The sequence below is a fragment of the Williamsia sterculiae genome, from assembly GCF_900156495.1.
GTDB lineage: Bacteria > Actinomycetota > Actinomycetes > Mycobacteriales > Mycobacteriaceae > Williamsia_B > Williamsia_B sterculiae.
The window spans coordinates 22,568-36,707 of the sequence record NZ_FTNT01000002.1 but is presented as its reverse complement, the minus strand read 5'-3'; the positions used below and the strand labels follow the sequence as shown (position 1 = coordinate 36,707).

Annotated in this window: 15 protein-coding genes; 6 read left to right on the top strand and 9 right to left on the bottom strand. The window is 67.6% G+C overall.

What is annotated here, in order from left to right:
* The first annotated feature begins 124 nt into the window (after nt 1-124).
* The 3 genes from BW971_RS02970 to BW971_RS22310 all read left to right on the top strand — a co-directional run bounded on the left by BW971_RS02970 (nt 125) and on the right by BW971_RS22310 (nt 1,723).
* Nucleotides 125-682: a TetR/AcrR family transcriptional regulator gene (locus BW971_RS02970; protein WP_076476515.1), complete on the top strand. Its 558-nt coding sequence runs from the start codon at nt 125-127 to the stop codon at nt 680-682.
* Nucleotides 679-1,365, top strand: coding sequence for a hypothetical protein (locus tag BW971_RS02965; RefSeq protein ID WP_083709234.1), 687 nt, complete (start codon nt 679-681; stop codon nt 1,363-1,365). Before BW971_RS02970 ends, BW971_RS02965 begins: the two co-directional genes overlap by 4 nt.
* Nucleotides 1,366-1,528: 163 nt before the next feature.
* A complete protein-coding gene (locus tag BW971_RS22310; protein ID WP_076477269.1) occupies nt 1,529-1,723 on the top strand; it encodes a WhiB family transcriptional regulator in 195 nt (64 codons plus the stop codon).
* Nucleotides 1,724-1,733: 10 nt separating this feature from the next.
* Here the strand turns inward: BW971_RS22310 and BW971_RS02955 are convergent, their stop codons facing one another.
* The 5 genes from BW971_RS02955 to BW971_RS02935 form a co-directional block, all read right to left on the bottom strand.
* Entirely contained in the window at nt 1,734-2,195 is a 462-nt protein-coding gene (locus tag BW971_RS02955) for an NUDIX hydrolase (protein WP_076476513.1), read from the bottom strand.
* A complete protein-coding gene (locus tag BW971_RS02950) occupies nt 2,182-3,675 on the bottom strand; it encodes a carboxyl transferase domain-containing protein (RefSeq protein WP_076476511.1) in 1,494 nt (497 codons plus the stop codon). The genes BW971_RS02955 and BW971_RS02950 overlap by 14 nt, the downstream gene beginning before the upstream one ends.
* Before the next feature lie 62 nt (nt 3,676-3,737).
* Nucleotides 3,738-6,245, bottom strand: coding sequence for an MFS transporter (locus BW971_RS22120; RefSeq protein ID WP_327200571.1), 2,508 nt, complete (start codon nt 6,243-6,245; stop codon nt 3,738-3,740).
* A gap of 195 nt (nt 6,246-6,440) precedes the next feature.
* Nucleotides 6,441-7,244: a carboxypeptidase-like regulatory domain-containing protein gene (locus BW971_RS02940; protein WP_076477267.1), complete on the bottom strand. Its 804-nt coding sequence runs from the start codon at nt 7,242-7,244 to the stop codon at nt 6,441-6,443.
* A gap of 50 nt (nt 7,245-7,294) precedes the next feature.
* Nucleotides 7,295-7,753 carry a MarR family winged helix-turn-helix transcriptional regulator gene (locus BW971_RS02935; protein WP_076476509.1) on the bottom strand — a complete coding sequence of 153 codons (459 nt, stop codon included), beginning with the start codon at nt 7,751-7,753 and terminating at the stop codon, nt 7,295-7,297.
* Between the two features lie 152 nt (nt 7,754-7,905).
* Between BW971_RS02935 and BW971_RS02930 the strand changes: the two genes are divergently transcribed.
* Both BW971_RS02930 and BW971_RS02925 read left to right on the top strand, forming a co-directional pair.
* Nucleotides 7,906-8,973: an XdhC family protein gene (locus BW971_RS02930; protein ID WP_143690208.1), complete on the top strand. Its 1,068-nt coding sequence runs from the start codon at nt 7,906-7,908 to the stop codon at nt 8,971-8,973.
* A 23-nt stretch (nt 8,974-8,996) separates the two neighbouring features.
* Nucleotides 8,997-9,857, top strand: a complete 861-nt coding sequence (locus tag BW971_RS02925; RefSeq protein ID WP_076476505.1) for an exodeoxyribonuclease III — start codon at nt 8,997-8,999, stop codon at nt 9,855-9,857.
* Nucleotides 9,858-9,922: 65 nt separating this feature from the next.
* On the opposite strand, the gene BW971_RS22210 is transcribed toward BW971_RS02925, so the two are convergent.
* Together BW971_RS22210 and BW971_RS02915 are read right to left on the bottom strand one after the other, a co-directional pair.
* Nucleotides 9,923-10,192: an HNH endonuclease gene (locus BW971_RS22210; RefSeq protein WP_407701185.1), complete on the bottom strand. Its 270-nt coding sequence runs from the start codon at nt 10,190-10,192 to the stop codon at nt 9,923-9,925.
* A 10-nt stretch (nt 10,193-10,202) separates the two neighbouring features.
* Entirely contained in the window at nt 10,203-11,054 is an 852-nt protein-coding gene (locus BW971_RS02915; RefSeq protein ID WP_159441825.1) for a DUF222 domain-containing protein, read from the bottom strand.
* A gap of 10 nt (nt 11,055-11,064) precedes the next feature.
* Between BW971_RS02915 and BW971_RS21440 the strand changes: the two genes are divergently transcribed.
* A complete protein-coding gene (locus BW971_RS21440; protein ID WP_159441824.1) occupies nt 11,065-11,265 on the top strand; it encodes a hypothetical protein in 201 nt (66 codons plus the stop codon).
* 294 nt (nt 11,266-11,559) lie between these two features.
* Here BW971_RS21440 and BW971_RS02910 read toward each other — a convergent pair whose 3' ends face one another.
* Nucleotides 11,560-13,251, bottom strand: coding sequence for a purine-cytosine permease family protein (locus BW971_RS02910; protein WP_076476499.1), 1,692 nt, complete (start codon nt 13,249-13,251; stop codon nt 11,560-11,562).
* 144 nt (nt 13,252-13,395) lie between these two features.
* Nucleotides 13,396-14,127, bottom strand: a complete 732-nt coding sequence (locus tag BW971_RS02905; protein WP_076476497.1) for an enoyl-CoA hydratase — start codon at nt 14,125-14,127, stop codon at nt 13,396-13,398.
* Between the last annotated feature and the right edge of the window lie 13 nt (nt 14,128-14,140).

Sequence of the window (14,140 nt, the reverse complement as noted above, 5' to 3'; positions counted from 1 at the left end):
CTGATCGGGTGGTGACACAGATCACTCTGTGAGACACTTCCTGAGTGTGTCTCGCACCGTGGGTGCTGTCAAGTGCCCGGTGGTGTGATCAGGCGACCATCGGTGATGCCGGAAGGAGCGAGCGATGTCGTTGAGCAACCCGCGTGCCCAGGCGCTCGACGCCGCGACGGAGTTGTACCTCGCCGGCCGACCGCTCGACATGTCGGCACTGGCCGATCGGCTCGGCGTCGGCCGGGCCACGCTGTACCGACATGTGGGCAACCGCGAGGACCTGCTCGCCGCGGTCCTGGCCACCGCGACCGAGCAGACCTACCGGCACGCGGTGAGACACGCTCGTGGCACCGGAGTGGATCGGGTGCTGTCGGTACAGGAGGCGATGATGCGGGCCGTTGACCGCTCCCGTCCGCTGCGAGTCCTCACCGCGCGTGAGCCACTGCTGTTCATCCGACTGGCTCTGCTCCCGGGCGCCATCCAGTCCACCGCGTCCCGGGTCTGCGCGGAGATGCTCCGCGACGAGCAGGCACGGTCCGGTCTACAACTGCCGATGGACCCGGAACCGTTGGCCGGGGCCATCGTCCGCATCTCCGACGTGCACCTGTACGCGCCTCTGCTGGGCGGTGACCACGCCGAGATCGAGACCGCGCTGGACCTGGTCGCGGTGCTGCTGGGGGCCCGCCGATGACGCGGTTGCCGGTTCCCCGGGCGGTGCTCGCCGATCGCGTCCCGCACCGTTCACTTCGTCCCGACCCGTCGATCTCGCCCGAGAGGTCCGACCTGCTCGTCGAGTCACTCCGGGACGGTCGGCTGCGGTTGACACAGTTGCCGGACGAGACCGCGTGCGGGTCCGCCGCCCTCGTGGTCGCCAGGATGCTGGTCGAGCCGTCGTTCCGGCGCGGCATCTGGGGACCGGACCCCACGGCGACCCGACAACGGTTCGCCGATGCGCTGACCGCGACCCACCGGCGCACCAACGCGGTTGCCCCGCTGCGCGGACAGTGGGGATGGCCGCGGCGACTGGGCACCTCGCCGGAAGGCATGTCCGGCGAACTCGACCGCATCGTCCCGACCACCCGGTACCGCACCAGACTGGTGCACCCCGATCATCTCGACCGGGCCTGGCACGACCTGTCGGTGACGGCGTCGAGTGACCGCCCGGTGGCGTTGTTCATTGGCACCGACCTCCTGCCCCGGCACATCGTGCTGGCGGTGGGGGTGGACGACGACGCCTGTGCGGTCTACGAGCCCTCGTCGGGCCGTGTGGTGTCGCTGCCGCGGTCGGAGTTCCTTGCCGACGACGTGTCGATCGCTGGTGGGTGGCGCCGACCGTGGGCGCTGGTGCTGCCGACGCTCGAGAACTCCGTCTGACCACTGCTTATCCGGAGTTGTCGGAGGGTGTCGCTAGGTTCGGCGCATGCCGACCCCGCCCCCAGCCCGTTCCCTTCAGTCCCGTGTCCTCCAACACCGGTGTCCCGGCACCACGCGGCGCCCCGTACCCACCGAACTCCCCTGCCTCGCGGGTGATCCCGACCTGTGGTTCGCTGAACATCCGCATCAGCTGCGTCGCGCACAACAGCTGTGCCGGGGGTGTCCGGTGCTGACCACCTGTCTTGCCGGCGCTCTCGAACGCCGCGAACCGCACGGCGTGTGGGGAGGCGAGATCTTCGTCGACGGGGTGCGGGTCGCACACAAGCGCGGCCGCGGTCGTCCACGCACGCGCTGCTGAGCGCCTCCGGTCAGCCGAGTGTGGCCAGGAGTCGCTCCACGAAGACACGCTGTCCGCTGACCAGTTTGGCGGTTGCGGTGTCCGCGGCCGTCCAGGCGACGCGGTCGACCTCCGGGAATTCACCCAGGCGGCCGGATCCGCGTGGCCATTCCATCTCGAAGGTGTTGCTGTGCGCGTCGGTGATGTCGAGGTCGGCGGCCAACGCGAAGACCGTGACGATCTTGCCGCTGCGTTGTCGCTCCTCGCCGAGCGGGACGACCGGACCCGCGGGCACCGCCAATCCCACCTCCTCGGCGAATTCGCGTCGCGCGGCGGTCAGCGCGTCCTCATCGGGGCCGTACTCGCCCTTCGGTATCGACCATGCCCCGTCGTCCTTCCGCGCCCATAAGGGTCCACCGGGATGCGCGATGAGCAGCTCGGGACCGTCACCGCGGTCGCGGTGCAGCAGCAGTCCCGCACTACGTTTCGCCACGCCCGACTCCGTCCATCCGAGCGGCCCGACGAACCGCCAACGTGGCGACGGGGATGTCCGCGACCTGGGCCAGTGCCACCCCGACGGCGTCGCCGACGCGACGGCAGAACACCGACGGGTCGTCACCGGCCGCTTCCTCCCCGATCACCTGGTCGACGACACCGGTCCGATGGAGGTCGACGACGCCGATCCCCTGGTCCCGGGCCATGTCGGCGGCGTGGGTGGTGTCGCGGTGCACGATGACGCTGGCTCCCTCGGGCGGCAGCGGCGCCAGCCAGGAGTGCTCGGCGGCGATCACCCGGTCCGCGGGCAGCAGGGCCAGCGCGGCGCCACCCGTCCCCTCACCGAGCAGCACCGACACCGTGGGCACCGGTGACGACATCATGGTGGCCAGACAGTTGGCGATCTCGGCGGCCAGACCGCCGTTCTCCGCCTCGGCGGACAGGTCCGCGCCGGGGGTGTCGATCACGGTCACCACCGCGACGTCCAGCTCGGCCGCGAGCCGCATCCCGCGCCGCGCCATCCGCAGGCCGTCGGGGCCGAGCGCCGACCCTCGACGTTGAGTGGCACGATCCTGGCCGACGACCACCACCGCGCGACCACCGCAGCGAGCCAGCGCCAGTACCACCGCACCGCGGTAGTCCCGCTCACCCGCACCGTCGAGCATCACCACGTCGTCGAGTTCTGCGAGCAGGTCACGGACACCCGGCCGATCGTCGGCGCGGGTGGCCTGCACCGAGACCCAGGCGTCGAGTTCGGCGGATTCGACGGGTTCTGATGGCAGCGCCACCGTCGGCGGATCCGGTGGCCGCAGGCAGTGCAGAATCCGACGCAGGTCGGTACGCAGGTCGGCGGGGGCGACCACCAGGTCGACCCATCCATGGTCGCGGAGGTTCTGCGCGCATTGGACACCGCCGGGAAATGGCCGACCGTACAGACCCTCGTACACCCGAGGACCCAGGAATCCGATGAGCGCATCCGGCTCGGCAAGGGTCAACTGTCCCAGCGAACCCCACGAGGCGAAGACACCACCGGTGGTCGGGTGCCGCAGATAGACGAGGTACGGCAGGTGGGCCGCCTTGTGGGCGGTGACCGCGGCGGCGATGTCGGCCATCTGCAGAAACGCCCTTGTGCCCTCCTGCATCCGGGTGCCACCGGAGGCCGGGAAAGCCAGCAGGGCAAGGCCTTCGGCGGTTGCGCGGCGCACGGCGGCCACCACCCGGCGACCCGAGGCGACCCCGATCGAACCGGCCAGGAAACCGAATTCGCTGACCAGCAGAGCCACCGGGGTGCCGTCGACCACACCCCGACCGGTGATCACCGACTCGTCGACCCCGGCGCGTTCGCGGGCTCGCTGGAGTGCGGCCGCGTAGTCACCGTCGGGGTCTGAGCCGTAGTCGACGCCGGAGTCCCAGGATTCCCAGCTCCCCTGGTCGACGACGAGGTCGATCAACTCGCACGCGTCCGGATGCCCAACCATGACGTCGATTGTCACATCAGCCGGGTGCGGGGCCCACGCACGCGGTCATCGGCGATTCCGCGTCACCTGATCGCGGGATCCCCCACCGCACCGAGCTCGATGTCGGCGACGTTGCGCTCACCGGGGATCAGCGTGACCTGCACGGCCGACGGTTCGTACATGTCGGCGACCACGGTGAATCGCGCATCCGGCAATCCCTCGAGGCGGTAGTGACCGTCGTCGTCCGTGGTCACCGACGCGACCACGGCTCGATCGGCTCCGAACGCCGACACGGTGGCACCGGCAAGGGGAAACCCCTCCGCGGTCCGAACGTGTCCCTCGACACCGCCGATGGCCGACAGTTCGATCTGGAGATGCTGCGCATCGCTGCCGATCGCGACGAGTTGACTCGACGGTTGGTATCCCGTCGCAGTGGCGGTCACCGCGACGGTGCCGGGCTGCAGATCGGCGAGGTGGAACACACCGTCTGCGGCGGTCTGCGCTCTGGCGATGACCGCACCGGACTGATCGGTGACCACCACTCCCGCGCTCACCGGGCCGCCTGCGTCGCGGACCACACCCTCGAGACCGCTGCCACCTCGTGCGTGCCCCGCACCGACCTGGAAGTCGCGATGAGTCGCGGCTCCGGTGGTGACGCGTACCGATGCCGCCTGCGGCGGATGTCCGGGAGCGGTGGCGATGGCGGTATAGGCGCCCGCAGCGAGATCCCCGATGGCGTAGTCACCGTCGGCTCCGACCACGGTGCGCGCCACCTGGGCACCCATCGCGTCGGTGACGGTGACAGTCGCGCGACCGACCGGCGCACCGTCGGCCAGCACCACGCGACCGTTCAACGAGTCGGCGGCCGCACCGGTGCGCGCGGGGAGCGGTGCGTAATACTCCGCGTCCTCGACCGCGCGGGCCGGGGCGGTCATGGTCGCATCCCCGGACACCGCGGCCAGTTCCGCGCCTGCCGACTCGGTGGGGGTGGAGACCAGGGCCTTCTTCGATCCGGTGAACAGCGATGCGATGGCACCGATCACACAGCAGATGAGCGCGAAGGTGAACGCCGCGGTCAGGCCGTCGGAGAACGGATTCGAGATCAGGTGCGGGAAGAAGTCGAGACCGAAGAGGTGGTCCTGATTGGCCTGCGGAAGGTTGCCGACGTGTCCGCCCAGTAGTTCCTTGATGGGGTTGTAACCGAGGAAGGCCGCGAACAGCACCCCCACCGTGGGCAGGTTGGCGACCCCGTTGGCCGCCGTCGGCGACACCCCGTTGCTGGTCAGACCGTCGTACATGGACGACGGCAGGTGCGCGCTCAGGCCGGCGATCATCAGCGAGAAGAACAGTCCGATCGAGAGCACCATCGCCGCGTTCTGGAACGTCGTCATCATGCCCGCACCCGAACCGCGGGCGTTGATCGGCAAGCTGTTCATCACCTCGGCGCGGTTGGGGGATGCGAACAGTCCCATCGCGATTCCGTTCAGCAGCAGGATCGCCGCGAACGCCCAGTAGTTGAAGTCGACCGGGATGGCGATGAGCAGACCGAAGGTCACCGCGGTCAGGGCGAGGCCGCTGGTGGTGAACCACTTGGTGCCGATGCGGTCGGACAGGGCACCGGAGATCGGCGCGCTGAGCAGGAAACCGATGGTCATCGGCACCATGTAGATACCCGCCCAGAGCGGCGTCTTGGAGTAGTCGTATCCGTGCTGCGGCAACCAGATCCCCTGCAACCAGATGATCAGGATGAACTGCAGCCCACCACGACCGATGGAGGCCATCAGGTTGGCGAGGTTACCGAAGGCGAACGATCGGTCCTTGAACAACCCCAGGGCGAACAGCGGGTTGGCCACTCGGGTCTCGATGACGGCGAAGACGACCAAGACGATCAGACCGCCGATGAGCGCGGCCAGCACCCACGGGTTGCCCCATCCCATGTTCGACGAACCGTAGGGCTGGATGCCGTAGGTGATGCCGACCAGGATGGCCACCAGACCGACGGCGAAGGTGATGTTGCCCCACCAGTCCATCTTGGCGTGCTGCCGGGTTCCGGTGTCGTGCAACTTCAGGTAGGCCCAGATGGTGCCGATGACACCGAACGGAACCGAGACGAGGAAGATGTAGTGCCACTGGATCGGGGCCAGCAGACCGCCGATCAACAGACCGAGGAACGATCCGGCGATGGCGGCGACACCGTTGATCCCCATCGCCAGACCACGCTGATTGGCCGGGAAGGCGTCGGTGAGGATCGCGGACGAGTTGGCCATCAGGAACGCGCCACCGACACCCTGGACGATGCGCCAGAAGATCAGCCAGATGGCTGCCTCGCTGCCGTCGAACCAGGTGATCGCCAGGAACACCGACGAGACGGTGAACACCGCGAATCCCATGTTGTACATGCGGGCTCGGCCGAACATGTCGCCGAGACGACCGAAGCTGACCACCAAGACGGCGGTGACGACGAGGAACCCCATCATCATCCACAACAGATAGCTGGTGTTCTCCGGCTGCAACGGGTTCAGATGGATGCCCTTGAAGATGTCGGGCAGGGCGATCAGCACGATCGACGAGTTGATGGTGGCGATCAACATGCCCAGGGTGGTGTTGGACAATGCGATCCACTTGTAGTGCGGGCCGAGCTCGTCGATCGAGCGGGTGCGGTCGCGGCGCGGCCGCTTCGTCGCTTCGACGGGTGTGCCCACCTCGGTGGCTGCATGACTAGGCATTGGTGCCCCTTCGGAGAATGATGGTCAAGGTGTGGGTGGCGGTCCCGTGGGTCGCGGCCGTCAGGTCGCGGGGGCGCCGAGTACGAAGTCGTGGGTCAGCACTCGCCCGCCTGCGATGTCCACGGTGGTCGCCGCAGGTGCGTAGCCGTTGGCGATGACCGTGTGTTCGCCGGCGCCCACTCCGCCGAACCGGTAGTGGCCGTCGGTGTCGGTGGCGGTGGTCGCGACCGTCTCACCCGTCGCGTCGAGCAGGACGATCTGACTGTGCGACACCGGGTGTGCATCGATTCCGTCGACCACGGTGCCGGTCAGGTCGGCAGTGGCGCGCAGATCCACGGCGATGTCGGCGACAGCGGTGTCGGACACGGTGATGGACTGGGCGCTGGGGTCATGACCGGTCGCGGTGACCACCAGGGTGTATGTGGCCGCCGTCAGACCGCGGAACTCGAACGCCCCGTCGACACCGGTGCGACGGGCCGTCGTCACGTCGCCACGGGAGTCGGCGACGGCGACGGTCGCCCCCACGACCGGGCGGGTGCCGTCGGCCTCGGTGACGATGCCCCGTAACCGCGCGATGGCAGACAACACGATCTCGGTGTCGGTGACGCCGGGAGATGCCGCGGAGACCGCCGTCGGGTCGTGACCATCGGCGGTCGCGATGACCACCAACGGCCGCGGATGCGCCCCGGAGACGGTGACGGTGAAACGTCCGTCCCCATCGCCCGTGGTGCGGCCGATCTGATGTCCGTGCTGGTCGATGACGGTCACGACGGGGGCCGACACCCCGTGTCCGTCGGCATGGCGCACCACACCTCGGATCGCCGACGTCAGGTCGGCGTGATGGCCGTTGGTCGCGGATTCCACGAGCAGCTCCTCCTGAGGGTGCGGTGTGTCGGGTGTTCGGTGAGGCCGGTTCACTGATCGTCGAGCGCGGTGAAGGCGTCGGCGAGGCCTCGGATGGCCTGCTCCGTCACCACCCGGTCCTCGGGGCCCAGGCGGTCGAGGGCCTGTTCGAAGAGCTGCGCCCGGCGCGACGTCGCGCCGCGGATGTACTCGTCACCCTGCGGGGTGGCGCGGATCAGACACACCCGACCGTCATCGGGGTCGGCGGTCCGCTCCACCAGGTCCTGCTTCTCCAGTGCGGCGATGATCCGCGACATGGTCGGCGTGGCGACGTTCTCGCGGGCGGCGAGCTCCGTGGTCCGCAGCGGCGCGTGATTGACCACCGTCCACAGTGCGGACACCGACCCCGCCGACAGCGATCCCCTATCGGACTGTGCGCGCAGCGCGCGGTTGATCCGGATGAGGTCGTGGTAGACGTCCACCGCGGAGGAGACGGCGGCCGACGAGACGGGCACAGGTGAAGCGGACACATGAATACGTTAGTTGATGAGTGCTAACTATTGTCCGTCGAGCCGTGTGTTCCCGACCACACCGGTGGTCGGCTCCGACGGACAGTCGGACTGCGGAGCGGCCTTGGCGAGCGGAGAATGAGTGGACCGAACGGAGGTGACCGGTGTACGACATGCTCGACGAGATCGCGACGCTGATCGCCGTGGGTCCGATCGCGGTCGCCCGCGTGATCTCCACGTCCGGCGCGGGTCCGCGCGGTGTCGGTGCCACGATGCTGATCACCACCGATGGTCGACCGATCGGTTCGCTGTCGGCGGGCTGCGTGGAGGCAGCCGTCATCGAGACCGCACTGCACGTGATCGACACCGGTGAATCGGCGATCGAACACTTCGGGTACGCGGCCGACGACGCGATCGCCATCGGTCTCACGTGCGGCGGTGAGGTGGAGGTGTTCGTCGAGCGGTTCGACAGGTCGTCATCGGAGGTGATCGCCGAACTCGTCGAGGCGCGCGAGACCGGTCGCCCGGTAGCTCTGTTGACCGGTCTGCAGGCAGTGCCGCGGCGACGCGTGCAGACCGCGGACCCGGCGCCGCAGCCCGACATGCTCGACGCCGACGCCCGCGCCCTGCTCACCGCGGGGGTCAGCGGCGTGATCGGCACCGATGAGTGCGAGACACCCGACCACGCCCCGCGTCAGCGAACCTTCGTCCACACCTTCGCGGCCCCTCCGCGGATGATTCTCGCCGGTGCCAACGATTTCGTGCGGGCCATGGCCGCGGCGGCCGGACCACTCGGCTACCGGGTGACCGTGGTCGACGCCCGGCCCGTCTTCGCGACCCGTGCACGCTTTCCGCAGGCGGACGATGTGGTGGTCGACTGGCCACATCGGTACCTCCGGGCGGAACAGGAGGCGGGCAGGATCGACGGTCGCACCGCGGTCTGCGTGATGACCCACGACACGAAGTTCGACGTACCCGTGTTGGCGGCCGCGCTCGCGATGCATGTCGGGTTCGTCGGCGCACTCGGGTCGCGCCGGACCCACGCCGACCGACTCACGCGACTGCGCGAGACCGGGGTGACCGACGCCCAGTTGGAACGCCTGAACTCACCGGTGGGACTCGACATCGGGGCCCACTCCCCCGAGGAGACCGCAGTGTCGATCCTGGCCCAGATCATCGCCGACCGCGGGCCGTCATCGGGTGGCGCGCTACGCGACCTCGACGGGCCGATCCACCGCTGATCTGCTGCCGATACGGTGGTGGAATGCGCGTCGCGACCTGGAACGTCAACTCGGTCAAACAACGGGTGCCGCGGTTGTTGCCGTGGCTCGACCAGCGCGCACCCGACGTGGTCTGTCTGCAGGAGACGAAACTGTCCGATGAGGCATTCGCCGACCTCCTCGACTCCGACCTGACCGAACGCGGTTACCGATATGCACACGCCGGACAGGGACAATGGAATGGCGTCGCGATCCTGTCGCGAGTCGGGCTCGACGACGTGACCGTGGGCATTCCCGATGGCCCGGGGTACCCGGAACCCGAGGCGCGTGCCGTCGCCGCGACCTGCGCGGGGGTGCGAGTCCATTCGTTGTACGTGCCGAACGGGCGGGAACCCGACTCGGACCATTACCACTACAAGCTGGCCTGGCTGGCTGCGTTGCGCGACTCGGTGAAGGCCGGACCCGTGGAGGTGATGCTGTGCGGTGACATGAACATCGCCCCGACCGACGCCGACGTGTTCGATCCCCGCGCGTACGAAGGCCACACACACGTGACCGAGCCGGAACGCACTGCGCTGCAACATCTCGAGGACCTCGGTCTGCACGACGTGGTGCGCGAACGCTGGCCCGACGACCGGGTGTTCTCGTACTGGGACTACCGCGCGGGCATGTTCCACAAGGATCTGGGCATGCGTATCGACCTCATCCTGGCCGCCGCACCCGTCGCGCAACGGATGCGGGCGGCGTGGATAGATCGTTTGGCGCGCAAGGGCACCCGCCCCAGCGACCACGCGCCGGTGATGGTCGACCTGGACGAAGCTCCCGACGGTGACATCGGCCCCATGGTGCCGCCTCCATCGGCGAAACCGGGCGGCACCGGAAAGCTGCCCCAGTCGAAGGACTGAGCGGCTGGTCGCCCAACACTGTTCAGTTCTCAAAGTTCACACACGGCCGCGGTGCGGCCGCAGGGTCACGCTGCTGCACTGAGCGGTACATCGTCGAGTCTCATGGTTCGTCGGTTGTGGGCGGGCAGTGGTCGTCGTTTCGGGTCGAGGGTTGCGGGTGGGATGAGCCAGGGGTGGCGGTCGTGGCCGATGATCACTTCCCATCCCTGGTGGTGGACGGCGGTGTGGCAGGACCGGCAGAGTAGGCATCCGTTGTCGAGGATGGTCGGGCCGCCGTCGGCGTGGTGGATGATGTGGTGGCAGTCCGTCCACGACGCGGGTGCACCGCATTTCACACAGCACTGATCACGCACGATGACCGCTTTCCGCACCGCCCCGGTGAACAAGCGTTTCGTGGCTGACACCGCGGTGGGTACGCCGTGCTGGTCGAGGTCGACCCGGGTGACCCCGGCGTCGCACCCGGCCAGCATGGCTGCCCGGGTCGGAGATGGACCCCAACCATCCCAGCCGTGCGGTGCTTCTGTCGGCGACTGGCACGGTGACCACGACTTCGGTCCTGGGTGCTCCCACCATCGCGTCGTCGGCGGTGGCGCGGGCCGCGCATTCCAGGAGTTGCCCGAAGGCGTCGGCGCGACGCCTGCCCGCGGATCGTGGGTCGGGTGTGCCGTCGGGTAGGGGTCGTGGTCGTGATGCGGTGTCGACCGCGCAGATCAGGCGTTCCCCGGTGAGGACATCGAGGTCGAAGCTGCCCTGCAGGCGTCCGTCGTTGCCTTGATGCCAGCCCATCTCGTTCAGGGTGGCATCCTCGGCAGCAGGCACAGTGTTCGCATCGTCGGGTGTGGCTTCGATGGCTACCGCCCGCGCCGCCTTCATCACCTCGGCGGGGCTGGCACCGGAGATGGCCTGACCGACCAACGTGCTCTGTAATTCCGTGATCGTCTCCGAGCCGATGGGCTCACGGGTACGTGTGCTGACGCGGGCCACGCCCCGGACGATGGCGTCGACGTGTTCACCGGAGAGGAACCCGTTGCTGCTGTGCCGATGCAGGGTGGGCAGTTCACTCAACGCGCGTCCCACTCGCAGACACCTGTCCGCAACGACTGGTGCCATCCCGTTGGCCATCAACAGTTCCCGCGTCCGCATCCCGGACCGCTTGGCGATCCCGACTCGTTCCGCCTGCGCGCTCAGTACCGTCAACACATGATCGGTGACCGCCCGCAACCGCACCGCCGATCGCGTCAATGATGTCGGCATCCACATCATCGACCACCCTGCTATCAACCCCCAGCTGATCGACGAGCAGGTCGCCGAACTCCGTGAACATCCCCCGATTCATGCCTCCATCGTACAGGTGTTCGAACGCGTCGGCAAGCACTTTCCGCGCGTCACCCGTTGCTCCCCAACCTAATTCGGTATCGCGCGGAGGTCACCACCTTCACCGTATCCCCACCCACCGACAGCTGACGGCCACCCCATCGAGCTCGACCTTGGCATTGACCGCCGTTCACCCGACCGATGCCGACGACCGCCGTGCGAACATCGCTCCCGGAGTTGAGGGAGTGGATGCCGTGGGCTCAGCAGCCACCGACACCGGAACAGGTCACTGACAGCGTCCCGGAACGCACTGCGCACCCCGTCTCCGCACCCCACACCCCGGCTTCAGGGGTGGGACACGGATCAAGGGTGCGCGGTGACGAACGGCCTACCGCTGGGCGGGCAACACGTGCTCGCCGCTCTTGTCGCACGACAGGGCCAGCGAGGAGATGTATTGCTTCTCTCCGTTGGGCCCGGGAACATTGGACGCGATCATGTCGGGGCGCTCGAATTCGATGCCGGTCACGCAGCACATGAGTTTGGTGTCGGTCGGGTTCCCGTCGGCGTCCAGCATCGGCAGGTCGATTCCGTCGTCGGTGCGACGCAGGTAGTACTTGCCCTGGGTGGCCACTGCGATGATCGGCGGCAAGACCAGCGCCAGCACCAGCGCGACGATCGGCGAGTACGGCTGAATGGCGTCGCCGAACACGTGGAAGTACACCAGGATCGATGCACCCGCGGCAACGATCAGCGACACGAAGCCGACCGGGTTGACGTTGTACAGCATGCCGCGACGGAACTCCGGTTGCTTGGGTGACAGCCCCAGGAGGTACTTGTTGATGGCGATGTCGGAGGCGACCGCGACGATCCATGCGATGCCACAGTTGGCGTAGAAGTTCAGCAGATTGTTGAGGAAGCTGAACATGTTGGCCTCCATCAGCACGATGGCGATGGCCACGTTGAACACCAGGAAGACGATGCGACCGGGGTAGGTCTTCGACACCCGGGTGAAGCTGTTGGTCCAGGCCAGCGAACCGGAGTACGCGTTGGTGACGTTGATCTTGATCTGGCTGATCACCACCAGGATCACGGCCAGCGTCAACGCGAGCCAGTGCGGCATGAAGTCCTCGTAGATGGCCAGGAACTGCTCCACCGGCTGATTGGCCACGCCGGCCTGCTCGGTGAGGTTCAGGATGATGTACACCGCCAGGAACAATCCGACCACCTGCTTGATGGCACCGAAGAACACCCAGCCCGGACCGGCGGTGATCACTGCGGTCCACCACTTGGTCTTGTTCTCAGCAGTTTTCGGTGGCATGAACCGCAGATAGTCGATCTGCTCGGCGATCTGGGCGATCAATGACAGACACACACCTGCGGCCAGCATCGTGCCGGCGAACGACACGTGCTGTCCGCCCTTGCCGTCGGTGCCGCCGCTGAAGGCCAGGAAGTCACCGACCGCGTCGGGATGCGAGATCAGCAGGTACAAGAACGGCAGCACCATCATCACCAACCACAGCGGCGTGGTCCAGACCTGCAGCTTGGCAAGGGTGTTCATGCCGTAGATGACCAACGGGATGATGAGCACCGACGAGACCAGATAACCGAGCCATACCGGTATGTGCAGGCCCAGTTTGAGCCCCTGCGCCATGATCGAACCCTCGAGCGCGAAGAAGATGAAGGTGAACGACGCGAAGATGACGTTGGTGACCACCGACCCGTAATAGCCGAAGCCGCTTCCCCGCGTGATGAGGTCGAGATCGATGTTGTACCGCGCGGCGTAGTAGGCCAGCGGGTAGCCGGTCAACACGATCACCACGGCGAAGAACAAGATGCCCCACAGCGCGTTTCCGGTACCGTTGGCGATTCCGATGTTCGCGCCGATGGCGAAGTCGGCGAGATAGGCGATGCCGCCGAGCGCCGAGATCGCGACCACACCGGGCCCCCACTTGCGGTAACTGCGCGGTGCGAAGCGGAGTGTGTAGTCCTCCAGGGTCTCTCGCGTGGCTGCGGCGGCCGGGCCGGTCAGATGATGATCTTCTGCGGCCGGGTCGGCCACCTGCGGTAACTCGTGCGACATCGACAACCTTTCGTCACGTGAGCTCGTATGCCGAGCAATGTCGCGACACTATGGTCGGCCGGTATCCGTCCGACTTCGGCAATGTTTCACGGACGTAAATTGCCCCAAGTCGGTACCGCTGCCGCGGTCCGTCGACAGCGCAGGTCAGCGCCCTTGGAAGCGGGCCACGCGCTTCTCACTGCGCGCCATCCGCCCCTCGTCGAGGTCCGCACTGGTCCAGGCCCGGAGCATGGCCGCCTCGTGGTCAGCGGGAGCAGGGCCCCGAGCCCCGTCGCCGTTGAAGACCAGCTTGTAGTGCTGCAGGGTCAGCGGCGCCAGCTCGGCGATCGTGGCGGCCCACGCCTGGGCATCGGCCACCGTTCCGAGGCGGTTGGCGAACCCGATCTCGAAGGCGCGCTCGGCGGACAACAGATCGCAGCCGATGGTCATGCCGCGCGCCGTTCCCGCACCTACCAAGGAGATGAGCCGGCGCACGGTCCACTCGTCCACAGCCACCCCGATCTTCGCGGCCGGGATGCCGACGAACGCACCCGGTGCCATCACCCGCAGGTCCGCTGCCATGGCCAACTGCAGACCCGCGCCCAGGGCAGAGCCGTTCAGAGCGGCGATGACCGGCACCGGTACCACCTCGATGAGCGCCAACACGCGCTGTAGCTCGTGCAGGAACGACTGGTCGTACACCGGGCCGGACAGGTCGGCACCGGCGCAGAACACCGGTCCACGTCCGGTGAGCACCACCGCGCGCGTCCCGTCCTCGACGGCCGCGGCGAACGCCGCGGCGAGGCCGTCGACCACCCGACCGTCCAACGCGTTCCGTTTGTCGTCACGCTGCAGCTCGATGGTCGTCACGGCTCCGTCACGCGAGGTCCCGATCATCGCCTCACCCTAC

Excerpts from the sequence above, each read along its gene's own strand:
- BW971_RS02970 (WP_076476515.1), top strand. The coding sequence starts at position 125 with ATGTCGTTGAGCAACCCGCGTGCCCAGGCGCTCGACGCCGCGACGGAG.
- BW971_RS02965 (WP_083709234.1), top strand. The coding sequence starts at position 679 with ATGACGCGGTTGCCGGTTCCCCGGGCGGTGCTCGCCGATCGCGTCCCG.
- BW971_RS02950 (WP_076476511.1), bottom strand. The coding sequence starts at position 3,675 with ATGGTTGGGCATCCGGACGCGTGCGAGTTGATCGACCTCGTCGTCGAC.
- BW971_RS22120 (WP_327200571.1), bottom strand. The coding sequence starts at position 6,245 with ATGTTGATCGCCACCATCAACTCGTCGATCGTGCTGATCGCCCTGCCC.
- BW971_RS02930 (WP_143690208.1), top strand. The coding sequence starts at position 7,906 with ATGCTCGACGAGATCGCGACGCTGATCGCCGTGGGTCCGATCGCGGTC.
- BW971_RS02925 (WP_076476505.1), top strand. The coding sequence starts at position 8,997 with ATGCGCGTCGCGACCTGGAACGTCAACTCGGTCAAACAACGGGTGCCG.
- BW971_RS02910 (WP_076476499.1), bottom strand. The coding sequence starts at position 13,251 with ATGTCGCACGAGTTACCGCAGGTGGCCGACCCGGCCGCAGAAGATCAT.
- BW971_RS02905 (WP_076476497.1), bottom strand. The coding sequence starts at position 14,127 with ATGATCGGGACCTCGCGTGACGGAGCCGTGACGACCATCGAGCTGCAG.